The organism is Actinosynnema sp. NPDC002837 (assembly GCF_040295345.1).
Classification (GTDB): Bacteria; Actinomycetota; Actinomycetes; order Mycobacteriales; family Pseudonocardiaceae; genus Actinosynnema.
This window is the reverse complement of the sequence record NZ_JBEOVG010000071.1, coordinates 25713-48730: the sequence shown is the minus strand read 5'-3', so window position 1 is coordinate 48730 and position 23018 is coordinate 25713. Positions and strand designations below refer to the sequence as shown.

Genomic DNA, 23018 nt, shown 5'->3' with positions numbered 1-23018 from the left:
CGGCAGGCCTGGCGGGACGCTTTTCCCCGCCGGGCCTGCCGGCTTTGGCCTGCCTGGAGTGCCCGTAAGGGCCCCATGTCAAATCGAGCCGGACCGAACCCGGGCCGCTCCGTCAAATCGAGCCTGACCCGAGCCGCCTGAACCCACCGAGCCGCCCGAACCCACCGAACCGCCGGTCAGCCGCTGAGTTCCCGGTCCAGGATGTCGAACAGCTCATCGGCCGTGGCGTCCTCGAGGCTCGCGGGAGCCTCCTCCACTGGCGGGGCCAGTTCGTCACGCAGGTGCCTGGCCAAGGCGATCGGCGTCGGCTGGTCGAAGATCAGGGTCGGCGGCAGGCGGTGGCCGGTGGCCTCGGCCAGCCGGTTGCGCAGCTCCAACGCGGTGAGCGAGTCGAAACCGAGGTCGAGGAAGCCGCTCGCGGCGGCGACCGCGGCGGTCCGCTCGTGCCCCAGCACGGCGGCCGCGTGCGTGCGAACGAGGTCGAGCAGCACCCGTTCCCGCTCGACGTCGGTCAGCCCGGCCAGTTTCGCGACCAGCGCCGCACCACCGACCGCGACCGGCTCGCGGCGGGCCGGACGACGTGCCAGGTCGCGCAGCACCGCGGGCACCTCGTCGGTGCGGCGGCGCAACGCCGAGACGTCCACCGCCAACGCCACGGACCTCGCCCGGTCCGCGCCCACCGACGCGTCCAGCAGCGCGAGCCCTTCCTCCACCGGCAACGGCGGCAGGCCTTGCCGTCGCATCCGCTCCAGGTCCGCCTCGGCCAGGTCACCGCTCAGCCCGGTGTCCACGGCCCACAGTCCGAAAGCGACGGACGTGGCGGGCAACCCGGCCGCCCGGCGGTGCTCGGCGAGGGCGTCCAGGAACACGTTGGACGCCGCGTACCCCGCCTGTCCGGACGCCAGCACGAGACCACCGGCGGACGAGAACAGCACGAACGCCGCCACGTCACCCGCCAGCTCGTGCAGGTGCCACGCCGCGTCGGCCTTGGCCCGCAACGTGCGGTCCACCTGCTCGTCCGTGATCGCACCCACCAAAGCGTTCTCGGCAACACCCGCGGCGTGCACGACGGCGGCAGGCGGGTGGTCGGTCAGCAACGCCGCCAACGCGGCCCGGTCCGACACGTCGCACGCCTCGATCGACACCTCGGCGCCCAGCCGGACGAGGTCGGCCCGCAACGCCTCCGCACCCGGCGCCGCCGCACCCCGCCTGCTGGTCAGCAACAGCCGCCGCACGCCGTGCTCGGCCACCAAGTACCGGGCGACGAGCGCGCCCAGGCCACCGGTGCCACCGGTGATCAGCACGGTGCCGTCCACGGGCCACCGCACGGCCGAACCGGTCGTCTGGACGAGGCGGGGCACCAGGACGTCGTCGCCCCGCAAGGCGATCTCCGGCTCACCGGTCGCCACGGCCGCCGCGAGCGGCGCGTCGGCACGGTCGACGTCCACCACCGTGAACCGGCCGGGGTGCTCGGCCTGCGCGGCGCGCACCACGCCCCACACCGGAGCCTGGCGCACGTCCACCGACGCGCCCTCGGCCGTCGCGACCGCACCGCGGGTCACCACCACCAGCCTGCCCGGACGGTCGTCCGCGACCCAGGACCGGATGGCGGCGAGCACGTCGCCCACGGCCACGCGCACGGCGTCGGGCACGGCCACCGCGTCCGGCACCACGCACTCGTGCACCGCGAAGGGCTCGCCGACCTCGCCAGGAAGCGTGCTCCGCCACTCGACGCCGAACAGCGAGCCGCCGAACTCCCGCGCCGCCGGCCGGGACAGCAGGGCGGCCACCGACAGCACCGGCCGGCCCGCCGCGTCGGCCGCGTCCACCGCCACCAGGTCGTCGGCCTGCCGCCGCAACCGGACGCGCAGCTCGGTGGCCCCGTGGACGTGCGGCGTCACGCCGGTCCACGTGAACGGCAGGAGCGTGTCGCCGGTGTCGCGCAGCACGTCGGCGTGCAGGGCCGCGTCGAGCAGGGCGGGGTGCACCACGAACCCGGCGCCGCGCTGGGCCTGCTCCGGCAGCGCCACGTCGACGAACACCTCGTCGCCGAGCCGCCACGCGGCCCGCAGGCCCTGGAACGCCGGGCCGTAGTCGTACCCGCGCTCGGCCATCCGCTCGTACGCGTCGGCCACCTCGACCGGGGTGGCGCCGGCGGGCGGCCACTCGGCGGGCGGTTCCCAGGCGGACCGGGCGTCGGCGGCGGTGAGCACGCCGTCCGCGTGCGAGGTCCACGACGCGTCGGCGTCACCGGCGGGACGCGAGTACACGCGGACGCGGCGGTGGCCGTCCTCGTGCGGCGGGTCCACGACCACCTGGAGCGCGAACGTGCCGGTGAGCACGAGCGGCGCGGTCAGGACCAGTTCCTCCAGCGCGTCGCACCCGACGTGGCCGCCCGCGCTCAGCGCCAGCTCCACGAACGCCGTGCCGGGCAGCAGCACGCGGCCGTTGATGGCGTGGTCGGCGAGCCACTGGTGGCCGCGCGGGTCGAGGCGACCGGTCAGCACGACGCCGTCGTCGGCCAAGGGCACGACGGCCGACAGCAACGGGTGCCCGGCGCTGAGCTGCCCGTGCGCCCGCGCGTCGGAGTCCTGCCCGACCTCGGCCTGCGACCAGAAGCGGCGGCGCTGGAAGGCGTAGGTGGGCAGCGGGACGCGGCGGGCGCCGCTGTCGGCGAAGAACGCGGCCCAGTCGGGGGCGGCGCCGCGGGCGACGGCGGCGGCCAACGCGGCGAGCACACCGCGCGGCCCGTCGTGGCCCCGGCGCGCGGCGGCCCGGAACACCACCTCGGGGTCCGACAGGGACTCCTCCCCCAGCGCGGACAGGACCGTGTCCGGGCCGAGTTCCACGAACGTCCGCACGCCGTCGGCGGCCATCGCGCGCACCGCGTCGTCGAAGCGCACGGCGTCGCGCACGTGCCGGACCCAGTGCTCCGGCGAGCACAGCACGTCCGCGCCCGCTTTCTCACCGGTGGTCATCGACACCACCGGCAACGTCGGCGGGTGGTAGGTCAGGCCGGCCGCGACCTCCCGGAACCGGGCGAGCACCGGCGCCATCAACGGCGAGTGGAACGCGTGCGAGACCCGCAGGCGCTTGGCCCGGGGGAACCGGGAGGCCAGCTCCAGCACGGCGGCCTCGACGCCGGAGAGCACCACCGCGTCGGGACCGTTGACCGCGGCGATGTCCACCTCGTCGGTCAGCAGCGGGCGCACGTCGTGCTCGCTCGCCCGCACCGCGACCATCGCGCCGCCCTCGGGCAGTTCCCGCATGAGCCGGCCGCGTGCGGCGACCAGAGTGGACGCGTCCTCAAGGGACAGCACACCGGCGACGTGCGCGGCGGCCAGCTCGCCGATCGAGTGGCCGGCGACCGCGCTCGGCCGCACGCCCCACGACTCGACCAGCCGGTACAGCGCGACCTCGAACGCGAACAGCGCGGGCTGCGCGAAGTCCGTGCGGTCCAGCAGCGCGGCGTCCTCGCCCCACACCACCTCGCGCAGGGGTCGGTCCAGGTGCGGGTCGAGCGCGGCGAGCACCGCGTCGAACGCGGCGGCGAACGCCGGGAACGCCGCGTGCAGGTCACGGCCCATGCCGAGCCGCTGCGCGCCCTGGCCGGTGAACAGCACCGCCGGGGCGCGGTGGCGGCCGCTGTCCACGACGGCGTCCGGGTGGGGTTGCCCGGCCACGACCGCGGCCAGCGCCGTGCGGGCCTCGTCGAGGTCCGCGGCGAGCACCACCGCGCGGTGGTCGAACGACGTGCGCGTCGTCGCCTGGGAGAACGCCAGGTCGACCACGCGGGCGGACGGCCGGGCGTCGATCCGGGACAGCAGGGCGGCGGCCTGCCCGCGCAGCGCTTCCGGCGTCTTCGCGGACACGACCAGCGGCCACACCGCGCGCGGCGGCTCCACGGCGACGTCGGCGACGTCGGCGACGTCCTCGGCGGGCGCCTGCTCCAGGATCACGTGCGCGTTGGTGCCGCTCATGCCGAACGACGACACGCCGGCCCGGCGCGTGCCACCGTGCTCGGGCCACGGCCGCGCCTCGGTCAGCAGCTCGACGGCGCCCGCGGACCAGTCCACGTGCGGCGTCGGCTCGTCGACGTGCAGCGTGCGCGGCAGGACGCCGTGCCGCATCGCCTGGACCACCTTGATCACGCCGCCGACGCCCGCGGCGGCCTGGGTGTGCCCCAGGTTCGACTTGATCGAGCCGAGCCACAGGGGCGCGCGGTCGGCGGGCCGGTCCCGGCCGTAGGTGGCCAGCAGCGCCTGCGCCTCGATCGGGTCGCCCAGCACGGTCCCGGTGCCGTGCGCCTCGACCACGTCCACGTCGGCCAGGGCAAGGCCGGCCGCCGCGACCGCCTGCTTGATCACCCGCTGCTGCGCCGGGCCGTTCGGCGTGGTCAGCCCGCTGGACGCGCCGTCGGAGTTGACCGCGCTGCCGCGCACCACCGCGAGCACCTGGTGGCCGTTGCGCCGCGCGTCGGACAGCCGCTCCAGCAGCAGCACGCCGACGCCCTCCGAGCAGCCGGTGCCGTCGGCGGCGGAGGAGAACGACTTGCACCGACCGTCGCGGGCCAGGCCGCGCTGGACGTTGAAGTAGACGAACATGTCCGGGGTCGCCATCACCGTGACCCCGCCGGCGAGCGCGAGCCCGCACTCCCCCGACCGCAGCGCCTGCACCGCCGAGTGCAGCGCCACCAGGGACGAGGAGCAGGCGGTGTCGACCGTGACGGCGGGGCCCTCGAGCCCGAGCGAGAACGCGACCCGCCCGGTGACCAGGCTGCCGTCGCTCGTGCCGAACCCGTAGTCGTGGTACATCACGCCGGCGAACACGCCCGTGCGGCTGCCCCGCAGGGAGCGCGGGTCGATGCCCGCGCTCTCGATCGCCTCCCACGACGTCTCCAGCAGCAGCCGCTGCTGCGGGTCCATGCCGATCGCCTCGCGCGGGCTGATGCCGAAGAAGTCCGCGTCGAAGTCGGCGGCGTCGTGCAGGAACCCGCCCTCCCGCGCGATGCTGCGGCCCGGTGCGCCCGGCTCCGGGTCGTACAGGCCGTCCAGGTCCCACCCGCGGTCGGTGGGGAACCCGGTCACCCCGTCCCGGCCCTCGTCGACCAGGCGCCACAGCTCGTCCGGGGACGTCACGCCGCCCGGGTAGCGGCACGCCATGCCGACCACGGCGATCGGCTCGGTGGCCGCGGCCGTGAGCCGCGCGTTCTGCTGTCGCAGGCGCTCGCTGTCCAGCATGGACTTGCGCAACGCCTCGACGATCCGCTCAACCGATGTGTCCACTGAGGACAGCCTCACTCTCAGTCGTCGTCGCTCGCGGCGAGCGCGGCGCGCACCAGGTCGTCCACGTCCAGGTTCTTGATCAAATCGCTCTGGTCGGTCGGCCCGTCCGACGCGGCTAGGCCGTCCGCAGCGGGTGGCGCGTCCGGCGTCCCGGCCAGCGCGAGGATCACGTCGAGCAGACCCGCGGCGCGCAGCGCGTCGACCGGGACCGACGTGAGGGCACGGCGGACCGCGTCGTCGTCGGGCGCCGCCGGTGCGGGCGCCGCCGGGACGGGCGCCGCCGGGACGGGCGCGGCAACCAGAACCGGCACGGCCGTCGGCGCGGGCGTCACGGCCGGGATCAGGTCCGACACCTCTTCGAACAGGTAACCGGCCAGCGCGCTCGGGTTCGGGTAGTCGAACATGAGCGTGGCGGGCAACCGCATGCCGGTCGCGGTCTGGAGCCGGTTGCGCAGTTCGATGGCGGCCAGGGAGTCCAGGCCCATCTCGGTGAAGCCCCGGTCGACGTCGATCGCCTCCGGCTCGTCGTGCCGGACGGCCGCGACGTGCGTGCGGACGAGGTCGAGCAACACACGCTCGCGTTCGTCGTCGGGCAGGCCGGCCAACCGCTGTTCCAGCGACACGGGGGCGGGCTTGGCGGCCGGTGCGGCCGTGCGGTCCGCCGCCGCGACCCGGGTCGGGGTCGTGCGCCTGGCGACCTCGCGCAGCATCGCCGGGACCGGGGCGGACGACGCGGCCAGCGCCGCCGCGTCGACGCGCAGGGGCACGAGCACCGGCTGGTCCAGCGCCACGGCCTCGTCGAACAGCACGAGCCCCTCGGCCGACGACATCGGCGGCAGGCCGAGCGCCGCCAGCCGCTGCTCCTCCGCGCCCGCGTCCACGGCGCCGCCGCCCAGGCCGGTCACCGTGGTCCACAGGCCGAACGCGAGCGCGGTGGCCGGCAGCCCTTCGGCGCGCCGGCGCTGCGCGAGCGCGTCCACGAACCGGTTCGCCGCGGCGTAGTTCGCCTGACCCGTGCCCAGCACCAGCCCGGACACCGACGAGAACAGCACGAACGCGGTCAGGTCGGCGTCACGGGTCAGCTCGTGCAGGTGCCAGCCGCCGTCGACCTTGGGTCGCAGCACCCGGTCCAGCCGGTCCGCGTCCAGCGAGCCGACCAACGCGTTGTCCATGACACCCGCCGCGTGCACGACACCGCGCAACGGGTGCTCGGCGGGCACGGCGGCCAGCAGGTCGGCCAGCCCCGCGCGGTCGGCCACGTCGCACGCGGCCACCTCGACCCGGGCGCCCAGCTCCGCCAGTTCGGCGACCAGCGCCGCCGCGGCGGGCGCGGTCGCGCCGCGGCGGCTGGTGAGCAGCAGGTGCCGGACACCGTGCACGGACACCAGGTGGCGGGCCACCAGCGCGCCGAGGCCGCTCGTGCCGCCGGTCACCAGCACGGTGCCGTCGGCGTCCCACGGCGCCGACCGCTCCGGGTCGGACGTGGACACCTCGGCGAGCCGCGGCACGCGCACGTCGCTGCCGCGCACGGAGAGCTCCGGCTCGTCCAGCGCGACCAGCGCCGGGCTGATCCGCCCGTCGAGCACGTCGACCAGCACGAACCGGCCGGGGTGCTCCTGCTGCGCCGCGCGCACCAGGCCGTGCACGGCGGCCTGCGCCGGGTCCACGTCGTCGGTGTCGACCCCGCCGCGCGTGACGACCACCAGCCGCGACCGGTCGAACCGCTCGTCGGCGAGCCAGCGCTGGAGCAGGTCCACCACGTCGGACAGCACGCGTCGCGCGGAACCGGGCACGTCGCCGTCACCGGCCGGGCACCCGAACCACACGACCTCGGGCCCGGTCGCGGCGAGCGCGTCCAGGTCGTCGAACGCGGGCACGCCCGGCAGGTCCACGTCACCGAGCACCGCCCACCGACCGGCCGGCGCGTCACCCGCCGCGCCGAGCGGCAGCGAGACCCAGCCGAGCCGGAACATCGACTCGCGCGGCCGGGTGCCGGTGGAGGCGGCGGCGGCAGCGGCGACGCGATCCGGCGTCACCGCGCGGACCACCAGGGACCGCACGGTCGCCACCGGGTTGCCGGTGGTGTCGGCCAGTTCCAGGCGCACGGCGTCCGAGCCGACGCCCGCGTCGGAGTCGACCCAGTTGATCCGCACCCGCAGGTGCGCGATGCCCCCGGTGTGCACGGTGACGCCGGTCCACGCGAACGGCAGCTGCGACGCGCCGACGTCCTGCGGCTTGCGCCCGCCCAGGAAGTCGGTGGCGCTCAGCGCGGCGTCGAGCAGCGAGGGGTGCAGCCGGAACCGGGCGGCCTCGGTGCGCGCGTCCTCGGGGAGCGCGACCTCGGCGAAGATCTCCCGGTCGCGCCGCCAGACCCGCTTGAGCCCGCGGAACATCGGCCCGTAGTGGTAGCCCTGGCTGGTGAGGTAGTCGTAGACGTCGGAGATGTCGACGACCTCGGCGCCGGTGGGCGGCCACTCGCGGTGGCCGACGTCGAACTCCTCGGGGGTCGGGTGCTCCTGCGTGAGTCCGGCCAGCACCCCGGAGGCGTGACGGGTCCAGCGCACGTGCGGCGGCGCGTCCTCGACCCGCGAGTACACCGCGAACGACCGGCGCCCGCCCGCGTCCGCCTGCTCCACCACCACCTGCACGGCGGTGCCGCCGGTCGGCGGCAGCGGCATCAGCGCCTCGATGGTCAGCTCCTCGACCACCGGGCAGCCGACCTCCTCGCCCGCGCGCACGGCCAGTTCCACGTACCCGGTGCCGGGCAGCAGCACGGTGCCGAGGACGTCGTGGTCGGCGAGCCAGGCGTGGGTGTCCAGCGCCAGCCGCCCGGTGAGCGTGACGCCACCGGACTCGGGCGCCACCACGACCGCGGTGAGCAGCGGGTGGTCGGCGTCCACCTGGCCGGCGCCGGTGACGCCGGTGTTCGCGGGTGCCATGTCGAGCCAGAACCTCCGTCGCTCGAACGCGTACGTGGGCAGGTCGGTGCGCCGCGCGCCGCGCCCGGCGAAGTAGGCCGACCAGTCGGGGCCTCCCGCCGTGACGTGGAGCCCGGCCAGCGCGGTGAGCAGGGCCTCGGGTTCGGGCCGGTCCTTGCGGACGGCGGGCGCCAGCACGGCGGGCGCGTCGTCCAGGCAGGCGTCGGCCAGCGCGGTGAGCACGCCGGCCGGACCCAGCTCCAGGAACCGGGTGACGCCGGCGTCGGCGAGCGTGCGCACCCCGTCGGCGAACCGCACGGCCTCGCGGATGTGCCGCACCCAGTAGTCGGGCGAGGCCAGGTCGGCGGCGGTGGCGAACCCGCCGGTCAGGTTGGACACCACGCGCAGCCGCGGCGTGCCGTAGTCGAGACCGGCGGCGACCTCCCGGAACCGCGCCAGCACCGGTTCCATCAGCGGCGAGTGGAAGGCGTGGGACACGCGCAGCTCCGTGCCGCGGAAGTGGGCGGCGACGGCCCGGACCTCGTCGGCGACGCCCGAGATCACCACGGACTCGGGGCCGTTCAGGGCGGCGATGCCGACGCCCTCGGTGAGCAGCGGCACGACCTGGTCCTCGGTCGCGCGCACCGCGGCCATCGCACCACCGGCGGGTAGCGCCTGCATGAGCCGGCCGCGGGCGGCGACCAGCGCGCAGGCGTCGGCCAACGACAGCACGCCCGAGACGTGCGCGGCGACCAGTTCGCCGATGGAGTGGCCGAGCAGCACGTCCGGCGTGACGCCCAGCGACTCGACCAGCCGGAACAGGGCGACCTCGAACGCGAACAGGCCGGTCTGGGTGTAGAGCGTGCGGTCGAGGTCGGTGCTGCTCTCGTCGAACATCAGGTCGCGCAGCGAGAGGCCGAGCAGCGGGTCGAGGTGCGCGCACACCTCGTCCAGCGCGTCGGCGAACACCGGGTGCGCCTCGTACAGCTCGCGGCCCATGCCGGCGCGTTGGGCGCCCTGCCCGGAGAACAGGAACGCGGTGAGGCCGTCGCTCGCGGCTGCCCCGGTGACGACCGCGCCGGTGGCGACCGCGCCGGCGGACAGGTCGGCGAGGTCGCGCAGCACGTCGTCCCGGTTCGCGCCGAGCACGACCGCGCGGTGCTTCAACGCCGCCCGCCCGGTGGCCAGGGAGTAGCCGAGGTCGAGCAGGCTGGTGTCAGGGTCGGCCGCCAAGCGCGCCCTCAACCTGGCCGCCTGCTCGGGCAACCGGTTCTCGGCCGCGGCCGAGAGCACCAACGGCACGAGGCCGGCGTCGGGTTCCTGCCGGCCGGAGGCCTCCTCGGCCACCGGCTCGTCCGGCGCCTGTTCGAGGATCACGTGCGCGTTGGTGCCGCTGAGCCCGAAGGACGACACGGCGGCGCGGCGCGGACGTCCCGCGTCGACCCACTCCACCGGCTCGGTCAGCAGCCGCACGTCGCCCTCGGTCCAGTCGACCTGCGGCGACGGCTCGTCCACGTGCAGGGTCCGGGGCAGCACGCCCCGCCTCAGCGCCATCACCATCTTGATCACGCCGCTGACACCGGCCGCCGCCTGCGCGTGGCCGATGTTCGACTTGACCGAGCCGAGCCACAGCGGCCGGTCCGGCGCGCGGTCCTGGCCGTAGGTGGCGAGCAGGGCCTGCGCCTCGATCGGGTCGCCGAGCCGGGTGCCGGTGCCGTGGCCCTCGACCGCGTCGACGTCCGAAGTGGACAGACCGGCGCTCGCCAGCGCCTGCCGGATCACCCGTTGCTGCGAGGGGCCGTTGGGCGCGGTCAACCCGTTGGACGCGCCGTCCTGGTTGATCGCCGACCCGCGCACGACCGCGAGCACCCGGTGGCCGTTGCGGCGGGCGTCGGACAGCCGCTCCACCACGAGCAGGCCCATGCCCTCGGCCCAGCCGGTGCCGTCGGCCGCGCCGGCGAACGCCTTGCACCGGCCGTCGGCCGACAGCCCGCGCTGGCGGCTGAAGTCCACGAAGATGTCCGGGGTCGGCATCACCGTGACGCCGCCCGCGATGGCCATCCCGATCTCGCCCTGGCGCAGCGCCTGGACCGCCATGTGCAGCGCGACCAACGACGAGGAGCACGCCGTGTCGACGGTGACAGCGGGCCCTTCCAGCCCGAGGGTGTAGGAGACGCGGCCGGACGCGATGCTGCCCGCGCTGCCGTTGCCGAGGTACCCGGCCAGGTCCTCGGGCACCTCGCCGGGACGGCTGCCGTAGTCGCCGTACATGACGCCGACGTACACGCCGGTCCGGCTGCCGCGCAGCGTGGTCGGGTCGATCCCGGCGTCCTCCAACGCCTCCCACGAGCCCAGCAACAGCAGCCGCTGCTGCGGGTCCATGGCCAGCGCCTCGCGCGGCATGATCCCGAAGAACTCGGGGTCGAACTCCGCCGCGTCGTGCAGGAAACCGCCCTCGCGGACGTACGTGCGGCCCGGTCGGCCCGGTTCCGGGTCGAAGATGCCGTCCACGTCCCAGCCGCGGTCGGTGGGGAAGCCGCCGACCGCGTCCCGGCCCTCGGCCACCAGCCGCCACAGGTCCTCGGCGTCGCGCACGCCGCCGGGGAAGCGGCAGCTGATGCCGACGATCACGACGGGGTCGTCCGCGACGGCGGACGTGGTGACCGGCGGCGCGACGGCGGTGGTGGTCGTGAGGGAGCCGTCGATCAGCGCCGCGACGGCACGGGCCGTCGGGTGGTCGAACACCAGCGTCGCGGGCAGCCGCACGCCGGTCGCCGCGGTGAGCGCGTTGCGCAGCTCGACGGCCGCGAGCGAGTCCACGCCGAGGTCCCGGAACGGCCGGTCGGCGTCGATCGCGTCGGGGCTCGCGTGGCCCAGCACCGCCGCCGCGCAGGACCGCACGACGTCGAGCACGGCCCGCAGCCGCTCCGCGCCGGACAGCCCGGCGAACCGGTCGTCGGACGCCTTGGCCGCGCGCACCGGCCGACCGGCCAGGCCGCGCAGCAACGCGGGCAGCTCGTCGGACCTCGCGCGCAACGCCGCCCGGTCGACCGGCATCGGCGTCACCACCGGGTCACCGGTCGCGAGGGCGCTGTCGAACAGCGCGAGGGCGTCCTCGACGGCCATCGCGGGCGTGCCGAGCCGGGCCATCCGGTCGAGGTCGGCGTCCGCGAGCGGACCGCCCAGACCGGTGTCGACCGCCCACATGCCGAACCCGAGGGAGGCGGCGGGCAGGCCGGCCGCCGCGCGGTGGGCCGCCAGGGCGTCCAGGAACACGTTGGCGGCGGCGTAGTTGCCCTGCCCGGCGGCCAGCACGGTGCCGCCCGCCGAGGAGAGCAGCACGAACGCCTTCAGGTCGCGGGTCAGCTCGTGCAGGTGCCACGCGCCGTCCACCTTGGGCCGCAGCACGGCGTCCGTCCGCGCCGCGGTCAGGTCGCCGACCAGCGCGTTGTCGGCCACGCCCGCCGCGTGCACGACGGCGGTCAGCGGGTGATCCGCGGTGATCCGGTCGAGCAGCGCGGCGACGGCGGCGCGGTCGGTGACGTCGCACGCCTCGACCCGCACGTCCGCGCCGAGCCCGGTCAGCTCGGCCCTCAGCCCGTCGACGCCCGGCGTCTCGGCGCCGCGACGGCCGGTGAGCACGAGCCGCCGCGCGCCGTGCTCGGTGACGAGGTGCCGGGCGAGGATCGCGCCCAGCCCGGTGAGGCCGCCGGTGACGAGCACCGAGCCCTGCCAGGCGGCGGAGAGGTCGGCGGTCGCGGGCGCCGCGGCGACGAGCCTCGGCACCAGCGCCTCACCCGCCCGCAAGGCGATCTCCGGCTCGCCCAGCGCCACCGCGGAAGCCACCAGCTCGGCCGACGCCGTGCCGTCGTCGTCCACGAGCACGACCCGGCCCGGGTGTTCGGCCTGGGCGGCGCGCACCAGACCCCAGACCGGGGCCTGCGTCACGTCGACGGCGTCGTCATCCGAGGTCGCGACGGCCCGCGTGGTGCGGACGACGAGCGTCGAGGAGGTGTTGCGGTCGTCGGCCAGCCACGTCCGCAGCCCGTCGAGGACCTCGACGACGACCGCCCGGGTCGCCTCAGGCACCTCGCCGTCCTTGGGCGTGACCACGAGGACGTCGTGCGCCGGCGTCGGAACGCCCGTCCGCACGCCGACCCGGCTCCAGTCGACCCGCCACAGCGAACCGGACGACGCCGCGGCCCGGCCGAGCTCGCCGGCCGTGACGGGGCGGCTGACCAGCGAGCGCACCGACAGGACGGGGTTGCCGGAGCCGTCCGCGACGGTGATCCCGGTGACCTCCTCGCCACGCAGCCGCCGCAGCCGCACCCGCAGGTCGGTCGCGCCCGAGGCGTGCAGCGACACGCCGTTCCACGAGAACGGCAGCAGGGTCGCGCCCGCCGCGCCGCCCTCCGCGTCCAGCAGGTCGGCGTGCATCGCGGCGTCGAGCAGCGCCGGGTGCAGCCCGAACCGGCCGGCGTCGCGCCTGGCCTCCTCGGGCAGCGAAACCTCGGCGAACACGTCGTCATCACGCCGCCACGCGCGCCGCAGGCCCTGGAACGCCGGGCCGTAGGCGTAACCGCGGTCGACCAGCCACCGGTAGGCGTCGTCCACCGGCACCTCGGCGGCGCCCGGCGGCGGCCACTCGACCAGCTCGGCCGTCGGCGGGTCGGCCACCGGGCCGAGCACGCCGGTCGCGTGCCGCACCCACGGCACGTCGTCTCCTTCAGCGCGCGAGTGCACCCGCACCGCACGCGTGCCGTCGTCCTCGGCCGGACCCACGACCACGCGCAGGGTGACGCCGACGTGCAGCGCGAGCGGCACTTCGAGGGTCAGCTCGTCCACGTGCCCGCTGCCGACGTGCTGCCCGGCGCACAGCGCCAGCTCCACGAAACCGGTGCCCGGCAACAGGATTGTGCCGAGCACGTCGTGATCGGCGACCCACCGCTGCACACCGGTCGAGAGCCGGCCGGTGAGGACGACCCCGCCGGAGTCCGGCTCGACGACGGCGGCGCTCAGCATCGGGTGGTCCACCCGGTCCAGGCCGGCGGTGGCGACGTCGCCGTGCCCTGGCTGGACGTCCAGCCAGTACCGCTCGCGCTGGAACGCGTAGGTCGGCAGGTCCACCTTGCGGGCGTTGGCGCCCGTGAAGAAGGCGGCCCAGTCGACCGTGCCGCCGGCGGCGTGCAACCGGCCGAGGCCCGTGACCGCCGTGACCGCCTCGTCACGTCCCTTGCGCTGCAAGGCGATGCCGTCGTCCACCAGCGCGCTGAGCACACCGTCCGGGCCGACCTCGACGAACCTGCTGACGCCCGCGTCGTGCAACCGTGTCACGGCGTCGTGGAAGCGGACGGCGTCGCGGACGTGCCGCACCCAGTACTCCGGGTCCGTGACGTCACCGGCCGTCGCGATGGGGATCTCCGGCTCTCGGAAGCTCAACCCCCTTATTGCGGCCCGGAAGTCGTCCAACATCGGGTCCATGAGGACCGAGTGGAACGCGTGCGACACCGCCAGCCGCTTCGACCGCTCGAACTTCGCGGCCACCTCCAACACCTCGGCCTCAACACCCGAGACGACAACGGAGTCCGGCCCGTTCACCGCCGCGAGGCTCACACCCTCGGTCAGCAGCGGCAGCACCTCGGCTTCGGCGGCCTTGATCGCCACCATCGCGCCACCCTCGGGCAACGCCTGCATCAACCGGGCCCGTGCCGACACCAACCGACACGCATCAGGAAGCGATAGCACACCGGCAACGTGAGCCGCCGCGATCTCACCGATCGAATGACCAGCCAAGAAGTCCGGCCGAACACCCCACGACTCCAACAACCGGTAAAGCGCAACCTCAAACGCGAACAACGCAGGCTGCGTGAACTCCGTGCGGTTCAGACGCTCCGCATCCTCACCCCACACCACCTCCCGCAACACCGGATCGAACCCGGCCAACACCTCACTGAACGCACCCGCGAACACCGGGAACGCCAACGACAACTCACGACCCATCCCGAGCCGCTGCGAACCCTGACCCGTGAACAAGAACGCCGTCCCACCACCGGAACGCGCCATCACCGGCACGACCTCGGCCAGACCACGCACCAACTCGTCCCGGTCCCGACCGACCACCACCGCCCGGTGCTCGAACACCGAACGTGCCGTCACCAAGGACAACCCGACGTCCACCGGCCGGACATCGTCGACGAACGACGCCAACCGCGCGGCCTGAGCACGCACCGCCTCGGCCGAACGACCCGACAGCACCCACGGCACCACCGGCAGCTCGACCCCGACCGGCTCGGGCTCGACCCGCTCCTCGACGGCCTGCTCGATGATCACGTGCGCGTTCGTGCCGCTGATCCCGAACGACGACACACCCGCCCGACGCGGCCGGCCCTCGACCGCCCACTCGCGCGCCTCCGTCAGCAGGCGGACGCCACCGGCGGTCCAGTCCACGTGCGGCGACGGCTCGTCGACGTGCAGCGTGGACGGCAGGACACCGTGCCGCATCGCCAAGACCATCTTGATGATCCCGGCGACACCCGCAGCCGCCTGCGTGTGACCGATGTTCGACTTGATCGACCCCAACCACAACGGGGCGTCCTCGGCGCGGTCCTGACCATAGGTCGCCAACAACGCCTGCGCCTCGATCGGGTCACCCAACGTCGTGCCGGTGCCGTGGCCCTCGACCACGTCGACGTCCGAAGTGGACAGCTGCGCGCCCGCCAAGGCCTGGCGGATCACCCGCTGCTGGGAGGGGCCGTTCGGCGCGGTGAGGCCGTTGGACGCGCCGTCCTGGTTCACCGCCGACCCGCGCACGACCGCCAGCACCTGGTGCCCGTTGCGGCGGGCGTCCGACAGCCGTTCGACCAGCAGGACGCCGACGCCCTCGCTCCAACCGGTGCCGTCGGCCGCGCCCGCGAACGACTTGCAGCGGCCATCCGGCGCGAGGCCGCCCTGGCGGGTCATGTCGACGAACGTGTCCGGGGTGGACATCACGGTCACGCCGCCCGCGAGCGCCAACGAGCACTCGCCGCGCCGCAGCGCCTGGATGGCCAGGTGCAGGGCGACCAGCGACGACGAGCACGCCGTGTCGATGCTGACCGCGGGACCTTCCAGCCCGAGGGCGTAGGAGATGCGACCCGACACGACGCTGGCGAGGCTGCCGTTGCCGTGGTAGCCGGCGAGCTCCTCCGGCAGCGGCCCGAGGCGCAGGCCCCAGTCGTGGTACATCACGCCCGCGAACACACCGGTGTCGCTGCCCCGCAACGACACCGGGTCGATGCCGGCGCGTTCGACGGTCTCCCACGCGGTCTCCAGCAGCAGCCGTTGCTGGGGGTCCATGGCCTGCGCCTCGCGCGGGCTGATGCCGAAGAAGTCCGCGTCGAACTCGGCCGCGTCGTAGAGGAAGCCGCCTTCGCGGGCGGCGCTGGTGCCGGTGCGGGCGCGTTCCGGGTCGTAGAGGTCGTCCGGCCAGCCTCGGTCACCGGGGAACACCGAGATGGCGTCCTCACCGCCGGACACCAGCCGCCACAGGTCCTCCGGCGAGGTCACCCCGCCGGGGTAGCGGCAGGCCATGCCGACGATGGCGATCGGCTCGTCCACCGACGCCTCGGACGCGGGCGCGGCGACCTCGGGGCGGGCCGCCACCGTGCCGCGCACCAGCTCCGCGAGGTGTCCGGCGAGCGCGGCCGGGGTGGGGAAGTCGAACGTGAGGGTGGCGGTCAGGCGCAGGCCGGTCGCCGTGCCCAGCCGGTTGCGCAGCTCGACCGCGGACAGCGAGTCGAACCCGAGCTCGCTGAACGCGCGGGTGGCGCCGATCGCGTCGGAACCGGTGTGGCCCAACACGTCCGCGGTGGTGGCGCGCACGAGGGCGAGCAGCGCGTCCTGGCGCTTCGCCTCGGGCAGCGCGGCGTACTTCGACCCCGGCGTGTCGGCGACGGCGGGGCGGCGGGCCGGGGTCGGCACGAGGCCGCGCAGCATCGGCGGCACGTCGTCCGGGCGCTTGCGCAGGCCCCCGGTGTCGACGCGGGTGGGCACGAGGGCCGGCTCAGTGCTGCCGAGCGCGAGGTCGAGCAGTTCCAGGTTCTCGGCGGCGGTGAGGGGTTCGAGGCCGGAGCGCGCGATGCGCCGCAGGGCCGCGTCGTCCAGTCCCGCGCCCATGCCGGTGTCGGTCCACAGGCCCCAGGCCAGGGAGGTGGCGGCGGAGCCGGCCGCGCGGCGGTGGGTGGCGAGCGCGTCGAGGAAGACGTTCGCCGCGGCATAGCCGGCCTGGCCGGGCGCGTCGAACAGCGTGGCGGTGGAGGAGAACAGCACGAACGCGGCGAGGTCGCCGGCCAGCTCGTGCAGGTGCCAGGCCGCGTCGACCTTGGGCCGCAGCACGGCGTCCAGCCGGTCGGGGGTCAGCTCGCCGACGAGGCAGTCGTCCAGCACCCCGGCCGCGTGCACGACGGCGGTGAGGGGGTGGGCGGGGTCGATGCCGTCGAGGAGGGCTCGGGTGGCTTCGCGGTCGGCCAGGTCGCACGCGGCGACGGTGACGTGCGCGCCGAGCGCGGTCAGCTCTTCGCTCAGACCTGCCGCACCAGGCGCTTCCGCACCACGCCTGCCGACGAGGAGCAGGTGGCGAACGCCGTGTGCGGCCACGAGGTGCCGCGCGACGTGCGCCCCGACCCCGCCCGTGCCACCGGTCACCAGGACAGTGCCGCCGGTGACCAGCGCGGCGGCAGCCGAATCCCGGGCAGACCCGGCCGAGTCCCCCACCGAACCGGCGATGTCCTGGGTGCGCGGAGTGGCGGTGTCCAGGGTTCGTGGCGATGTCGCGGGTGCGGGCGCCAGCCTCGGCACGGAGACCTTGCCGTCGCGCAAGGCGAACTCCGGCTCACCCGTCGCCACGGCCGCCGCCAGCGCGCCGTCCGAGGCAGGCGAGCCGTCGAGGTCCGCGAGCACGAACCGGCCCGGGTGCTCGGCCTGCGCCGACCGCACCAACCCCCACACCGGCGCGAGCCGCAAGTCGGGCGCTTCGCCGTCGACCGACACCGCACCACGCGTCACGATCACCAGCGGCGAGTCCGCACCACCGGCCGTCCACTCCCGCACCCGGTCGAGCACCGTCGCGGCGACGGCCCGCACGGCGGCCGGCACGTCACCGTCCACCGGCTCCACCCGCGCCACGGCGAAGTCCGCGCGCACGGGGTCCGGCACGACCGCGAGCGGCGTCCACGCCACGCGGTGCAGTGAGGCCGGGCGGCCGGTCCGAGCGGCGCGCAGCTGCTCCTCCGACACCGGCCGCACCAGGTACGAACCGATCGACGCGACGGGCACGCCGTCGCCGTCGGCGAGGTCGAGGCGGGCCGAGTCGTCACCCGTCGCGGTGATCCGCACGCGCAGCGCGGACGCGCCGGTGCCGTGCGGCACGACGCCGCCCCACCCGAACGGCAGCCGGGTCGTCCCGGTCGCCGAGGCGGGCCACGCGAGGTCGGTGGCGTGCAGGGCCGCGTCGAGCAGCGCGGGGTGCAGGCCGAACGCCGCGCCGTCCACGCCCTCGGGCAGCACGACCTCGGCGAACACCGCCGACCCGACCCGCCACGCGGCGCGCAGGCCCTGGAACGCCGGGCCGTAGCCGTAGCCCTGGTCGGCCAGCTCGTCGTAGATCCCGGAGACGTCCACGGGTTCCGCGCCGGCGGGCGGCCACTCGGTCAGGTCGGCGGGCACGTCCTCGGCGCTCGGCACGAGGACGCCGTTCGCGTGCTTGGTCCACGCCTCGTCGACCTCCGCGCCCTCGGGCCGCGAGTACAGCTCGACCTCACGCCTGCCGGTCGCGTCCGCGGCCCCGACGACGGCTTGCAACGCCACCACGCCGGTCGCGGGCAGGGCCAGCGGTGCGGCCATGGTCAGCTCCTCGACGGCCGTGCAGCCGACCTCCTGCCCGGCGCGCAGGGCGAGTTCGAGGTAGGCGGTGCCGGGGAGCAGGGCGCTGCCGCCGATCGCGTGGTCGGCCAGCCACGGGTGGCTGCGCAGCGACACACCGCCGGTCAGCACCACGCCATCGGAACCGGCCACGCCCACGGCCGCGCCGAGCAGCGGGTGCCGGACCGCGGACTGGCCGGGCGCGGCGTCGACGGCGCGCGGCGCGGTGAGCCAGAAGCGCTGCCGCTGGAACGGGTACGTGGGCAGCTCGACCTGCCGGGCGCCGCGGTCGGCGTAGAACGCGCGCCAGTCCACCTCGCCGCCGCGGGCGTGGGCGAGCGCGACGGCCGACACCAGGGTCCGCTCCTCGTCGTGGCCCCGGCGCAGCACCGGTGCGGTGGCGAGGTCCGCCGCGTCCGCGCAGTCGGGGACCATGGCCGACAGCACGGCGTCCGGGCCCAGCTCGACGAACGTGGTCACGCCCTGCGCCACCAGGTGCCGCACGCCGTCGAGGAACCGCACGGGCCGGCGCACGTGCTCGGTCCAGTGCTCCGGCGAGGCCAGGGTGGCGGCGGTGACGGGCGCGCCGGTCAGCGTGGAGACGATCGGCACGCGCGGCCGGGAGTAGGTGACGACCTGCGCGAGCCGGCGGAACTCCGCCAGCATCGGCGCCATGAGCGGCGAGTGGAACGCGTGCGACACCCGCAGCTGCTTCGTGCGCCTGCCGAGGCCGGCGAAGTGGGCGGCGATGAGCGCGACACCGGTCTCCTCGCCCGACACGACGGTGGACCGGGCGCCGTTGAGCGCGGCGATGTCGACGTCGTCGGTGAGCAGCGGCAGGACTTCGTCCTCGGTGGCCTCCAGCGCCACCATCGCGCCCGCGCCGGGCAGCTCGCCCATGAGCCGGCCGCGCGCGGCGACCAGCAGGGCGGCGTCGGCCACCGACAGCACGCCCGCGACGTGCGCGGCGGCCAGCTCGCCGACCGAGTGGCCGATGAGGTGGTCGGGGCGCAGGCCCCAGGACTCCAGCAGCCGGAACAGCGCGACCTCGACGGCGAACAGCGCCGGTTGCGCGTACTGGGTGCGGTGGACTAGTTCGGCGGTCGGCGTGCCCGGCTCGGCGTGCAGCACGTCCCACAGCGAGGTGTCCAGTTGCAGGTCGAGGTAGCCGATCGCCTCGTCGCGCGCCTTGGCGAAGACGGGGAAGTCGCGGTAGAGCTGGGCGCCCATGTCGGCGCGCTGGCTGCCCTGGCCGGTGAACATGAACGCGAGGCCGCCGCCGGTGCGGGCGGAGCCGACGAGCACGTCGGACGTGGGCTCACCGGCCGCGATCGCGCGCAGCCCGCGGCGCAGCTCGTCGCGGTCCGCGGCCACGACCACGGCGCGGTCGGCGAGCGCGGCCCGCGTGGTGGCCACCGAGAAGCCGAGGTCGGCGGGCTCGGCGTGGGCGTCGAGCAGCCGTTCCGCCTGGGCGCGCAGCGCCTGCTCACCGCGTGCGGACACCACGACCGGCGTCACCTGGCGCGGCCGGACGTCGCGCGGCACGGCGCCGGCGTCGTCCGCCGGCGGCTCCTCGATGATCACGTGCGCGTTGGTGCCGCTGATGCCGAACGCGGACACGCCGGCGCGGCGCGGGCGTTCGCCGCGCGGCCACGCCACCGGTTCGGTCAGCAGCCGCACGTCGCCAGCGGACCACGTGACGTTGGGCGACGGCGCGTCGACGTGCAGCGTGCGCGGCAGCACGCCGTGGCGCATCGCCAGCACCATCTTGATCACGCTGGCGACGCCGCCCGCGGCCTGGGTGTGCCCGAGGTTGGACTTGACCGAGCCCAGCCACAGCGGGCGGCCCTCGGGCCGGTCCTGCCCGTAGGTGGCCAGGATCGCCTGCGCCTCGATCGGGTCGCCGAGCCGGGTGCCGGTGCCGTGGGCGTCCACCGCGTCCACGTCCGCCGCGGTCAGGCCCGCCTCGGCCAGCGCCTGCCGGATCAGCCGCTGCTGGGACGTGCCGCTGGGCGCGGTGAGGCCGTTGCTCGCGCCGTCGGAGTTGACCGACGAGCCGCGCAGGAGCGCCAGCACGGGGTGGCCGTTGCGGCGGGCGTCGGACAGCCGTTCCACGACGAGCAGGCCGACGCCCTCGGCGAAGCCGGTGCCGTCCGCGGCGGCGGCGAACGCCTTGACCCGGCCGTCCGGGGCCAGGCCGCGCTGCCTGCTGAACGCGGTGAACATGCCGGGGCTGCCCATCACCGCGACGCCGCCGACGAGCGCGAGCGCGCACTCGTGCCGGCGCAGCGCGTTGGCCGCGAGGTGCAGGGACACGATGGAGCCGGAGCACGCCGTGTCGACGGTGACGGCGGGCCCTTCCAGGCCCAGCACGTAGGCGACGCGGCCGGACACCACGCTGGGCGCGTTGCCCGTCATGAGGTAGCCGTCGAGGCCTTCGGGCGCCTCGTGCACGTGGACGCCGTAGTCGTGCACCTCCGCGCCGACGAACACGCCGGTGCGGCTGCCGCGCAACGAGGTCGGGTCGATGCCGGTGCGCTCCAACGCCTCCCAGGCCGTCTCCAGCACCAGGCGCTGCTGCGGGTCCATCGCCACCGCCTCGCGGGGGCTGATGCCGAAGAAGTCCGCGTCGAACAGCGCTGCGGTGTCGAGGAAGCCGCCCCGGTCGACGTAGCTCTTGCGGGGCGCGTCCGGGTCGGCGTCGAAGTAGTCGTCGAGCGCCCAGCCGCGGTCCGCGGGGAACGGCCCGAGCACGTCGCGGCCCTCGTCCACCAACGTCCACAGTGCTTCCGGGTCGTGCACGCCGCCGGGGAAGCGGCAGCCGATGCCGACGATCGCGATCGGGTCGTCCGCGTCGTCGGTCGGGCGGGTCGCGACCGGCGCGGTCGTCGCGGGCGCGAGGCCGAGCAGTTCCGCGCGCAGGTGCTCGGCGAGCAGCGCGGGCGTGGGGTGGTCGAAGGCCACGGTGGGTGGCAGGGCGAGGCCGGTGGCGGCGTTGATCCGCGTGTGCAGGTCGACCAGCGCGAGCGAGTCGAGCCCCAGGTCGCGGAACGCCACCGCGTCCTGCACGGACACCGGCTCGCCCGGCCGCACCTGTCGCAACGCCGCCAGGGCGTGCCGGCGGACGAGCTCGACCAGGACCCTGGTCTGCTCGGGTGCGGAAAGCTCCGCCAGCGACGCGGTCAACTCGGACTCGTTCATCTGCACTCTCCACGCATTCGCCGTCGCACGCTCGTTGCACGAAAACAGGGACGACCGCGCCGGCACGCCCCTAGCCGACCCCTGACCTAGCGCTCCGGGCTCGCGGGCAGGGATACGGGGTGGTGGTCGGGAAGCCCGGGGCGCCCCGGCTCGCCGTCGTAGGCGCGGCGCACGTACGACAGGTCGGCCAGCAGGCCCGAGGACGTGACGTGCCGCCCGCCGGTGGGCGCCACGAGGTGGCGCAGGGGCAGGTTGCCCAGGTCCGACCAGCACAGCCGACCCCGCGCGTCGAGGTGGCTGCGGGTGCGGCCCGCGTTGTCCGGGTGCAGGCAGTAGGGGATGTCGAGGTAGCCCCGTTCGAACGCGCGCAGCAGCGCCGTGCCGACGTCGCCCGCGAGGTCGAGCACGGCCTCGACCAGTGCCCGTGCCTCGGCGTAGGTCTGGGTGTCCCGCGGGGCGGGTCGGGTGGTGCCGGCACGCGCCGCGGCGGCGGCGTGCTCGAGCGCCGCCACGTTCTCCGCGATGGTGGGGATGCGCCGGGACTCCGCGACGGTCTTGACGATGAGCCGCTCGGACCCGGTGGTCACGGCGAGTTCCGCGGCCTTGCCGAGCAGCCGGTACGCGCCCGCGGGCGTGGTGGGGTAGGCGCCCATGTAGGCGTAGACCACCACGTGCCAGTCGGCGACCCGCAGCAGTTCGCCGCACAGGCGGCGCATCGCGGCCACGGCCTCGACGTCCTGCTCCTGGTTGGTCTGCTGGGCGTAGCTGACGGAGATGCTGCGGATGCCGTTGGCGGCGAAGAACAACGCCTCCAGCACGCTGATCGCCACGAGCTGGCTCGGCGGGCACAGCTGGCCGAGCATGCAGCCGCCGAAGGTCTCCACGTGCGGTTCGACGCCGAAGTCCCGCAGCGCGGTGAACCTGGTGGCGGCGTCGGCCCAGTTGCGCACGGACTCGGCGAGCGGCGTGCGGCCGTAGGGCAGGCAGTACGAGACCGGGCCGCCCTCGGTGGCGTCGATCTTCAGGCGGACGAGGGCGGACACGATGTCGCCGGGCACGGCCGAGCCGTGCCGCACCTGGACGGGGAAGTCGTCGTCGCGGAGTCCGTCGAGGACACCGGCCGTGGTCTCGGGGAGGTGGGTCACGATGGGGTAGCCGTTGAGCGGCATGCCGTCGGCGAGCGCGGCCTCGGCCGCGGCGAGGTCGCCGACGCGGGTGTAGCTGTCGAGCGTGATGGTGCCGACGGTGGTGGCGCGGGCGTGCTTGGTGGCCATGAGCCCCGCGCGCATCCGCTCGGGCGAGTCGAACCCCATGCGCGGCTGCACGACCAGGCCGTCACGGCGGGCGGCGGTGCGCACGAACTCACCGAACCCGACCGGCCGCGTGCCCAGCTCGCCGGGGGTCCGCCCGACGACGCCCTCACCGGCCGACGACCCGACGGACCTCACGCCGCCCACCTCGCGGCCCGCCGCACCTTCCGATCACCGCGCCCGGCGGCACCGCGACCTCCGCTCGCCGAACGCGCGCCCCGCGCCCCGCGCCGGGCGACACCTGCCGACCGCGCGGCGGTGAGGCGCTCATGGCCGGAAGCCGATCGCTCCAGGGACTCCACACGCCCACAGATAACGCCCAGCCGAGCCACGCCGACATCCTCGCGCCCCACCGGCCGGCCGAACGCAGACCGGGACGCGCCTTCGAAGTCGGGCCGGGCGGGCGG

At 75.4% G+C, this 23018-nt stretch carries 2 protein-coding genes and 1 pseudogene; all 3 read right to left on the bottom strand.

Annotation, left to right across the window (positions count from 1 at the left end):
• Positions 1 to 176: 176 nt before the first annotated feature.
• Positions 177 to 5267, bottom strand: a pseudogene (locus ABTZ99_RS33585) (type I polyketide synthase); the annotation flags it as partial.
• A 35-nt stretch (positions 5268 to 5302) separates the two neighbouring features.
• Positions 5303 to 21307: an SDR family NAD(P)-dependent oxidoreductase gene (locus tag ABTZ99_RS33580; protein WP_499617045.1), complete on the bottom strand. Its 16005-nt coding sequence runs from the start codon at positions 21305 to 21307 to the stop codon at positions 5303 to 5305.
• Between the two features lie 80 nt (positions 21308 to 21387).
• Complete coding sequence (locus tag ABTZ99_RS33575) at positions 21388 to 22692, bottom strand: methylaspartate mutase (RefSeq protein WP_499617047.1); 1305 nt, start codon at positions 22690 to 22692, stop codon at positions 21388 to 21390.
• Positions 22693 to 23018: the final 326 nt, after the last annotated feature.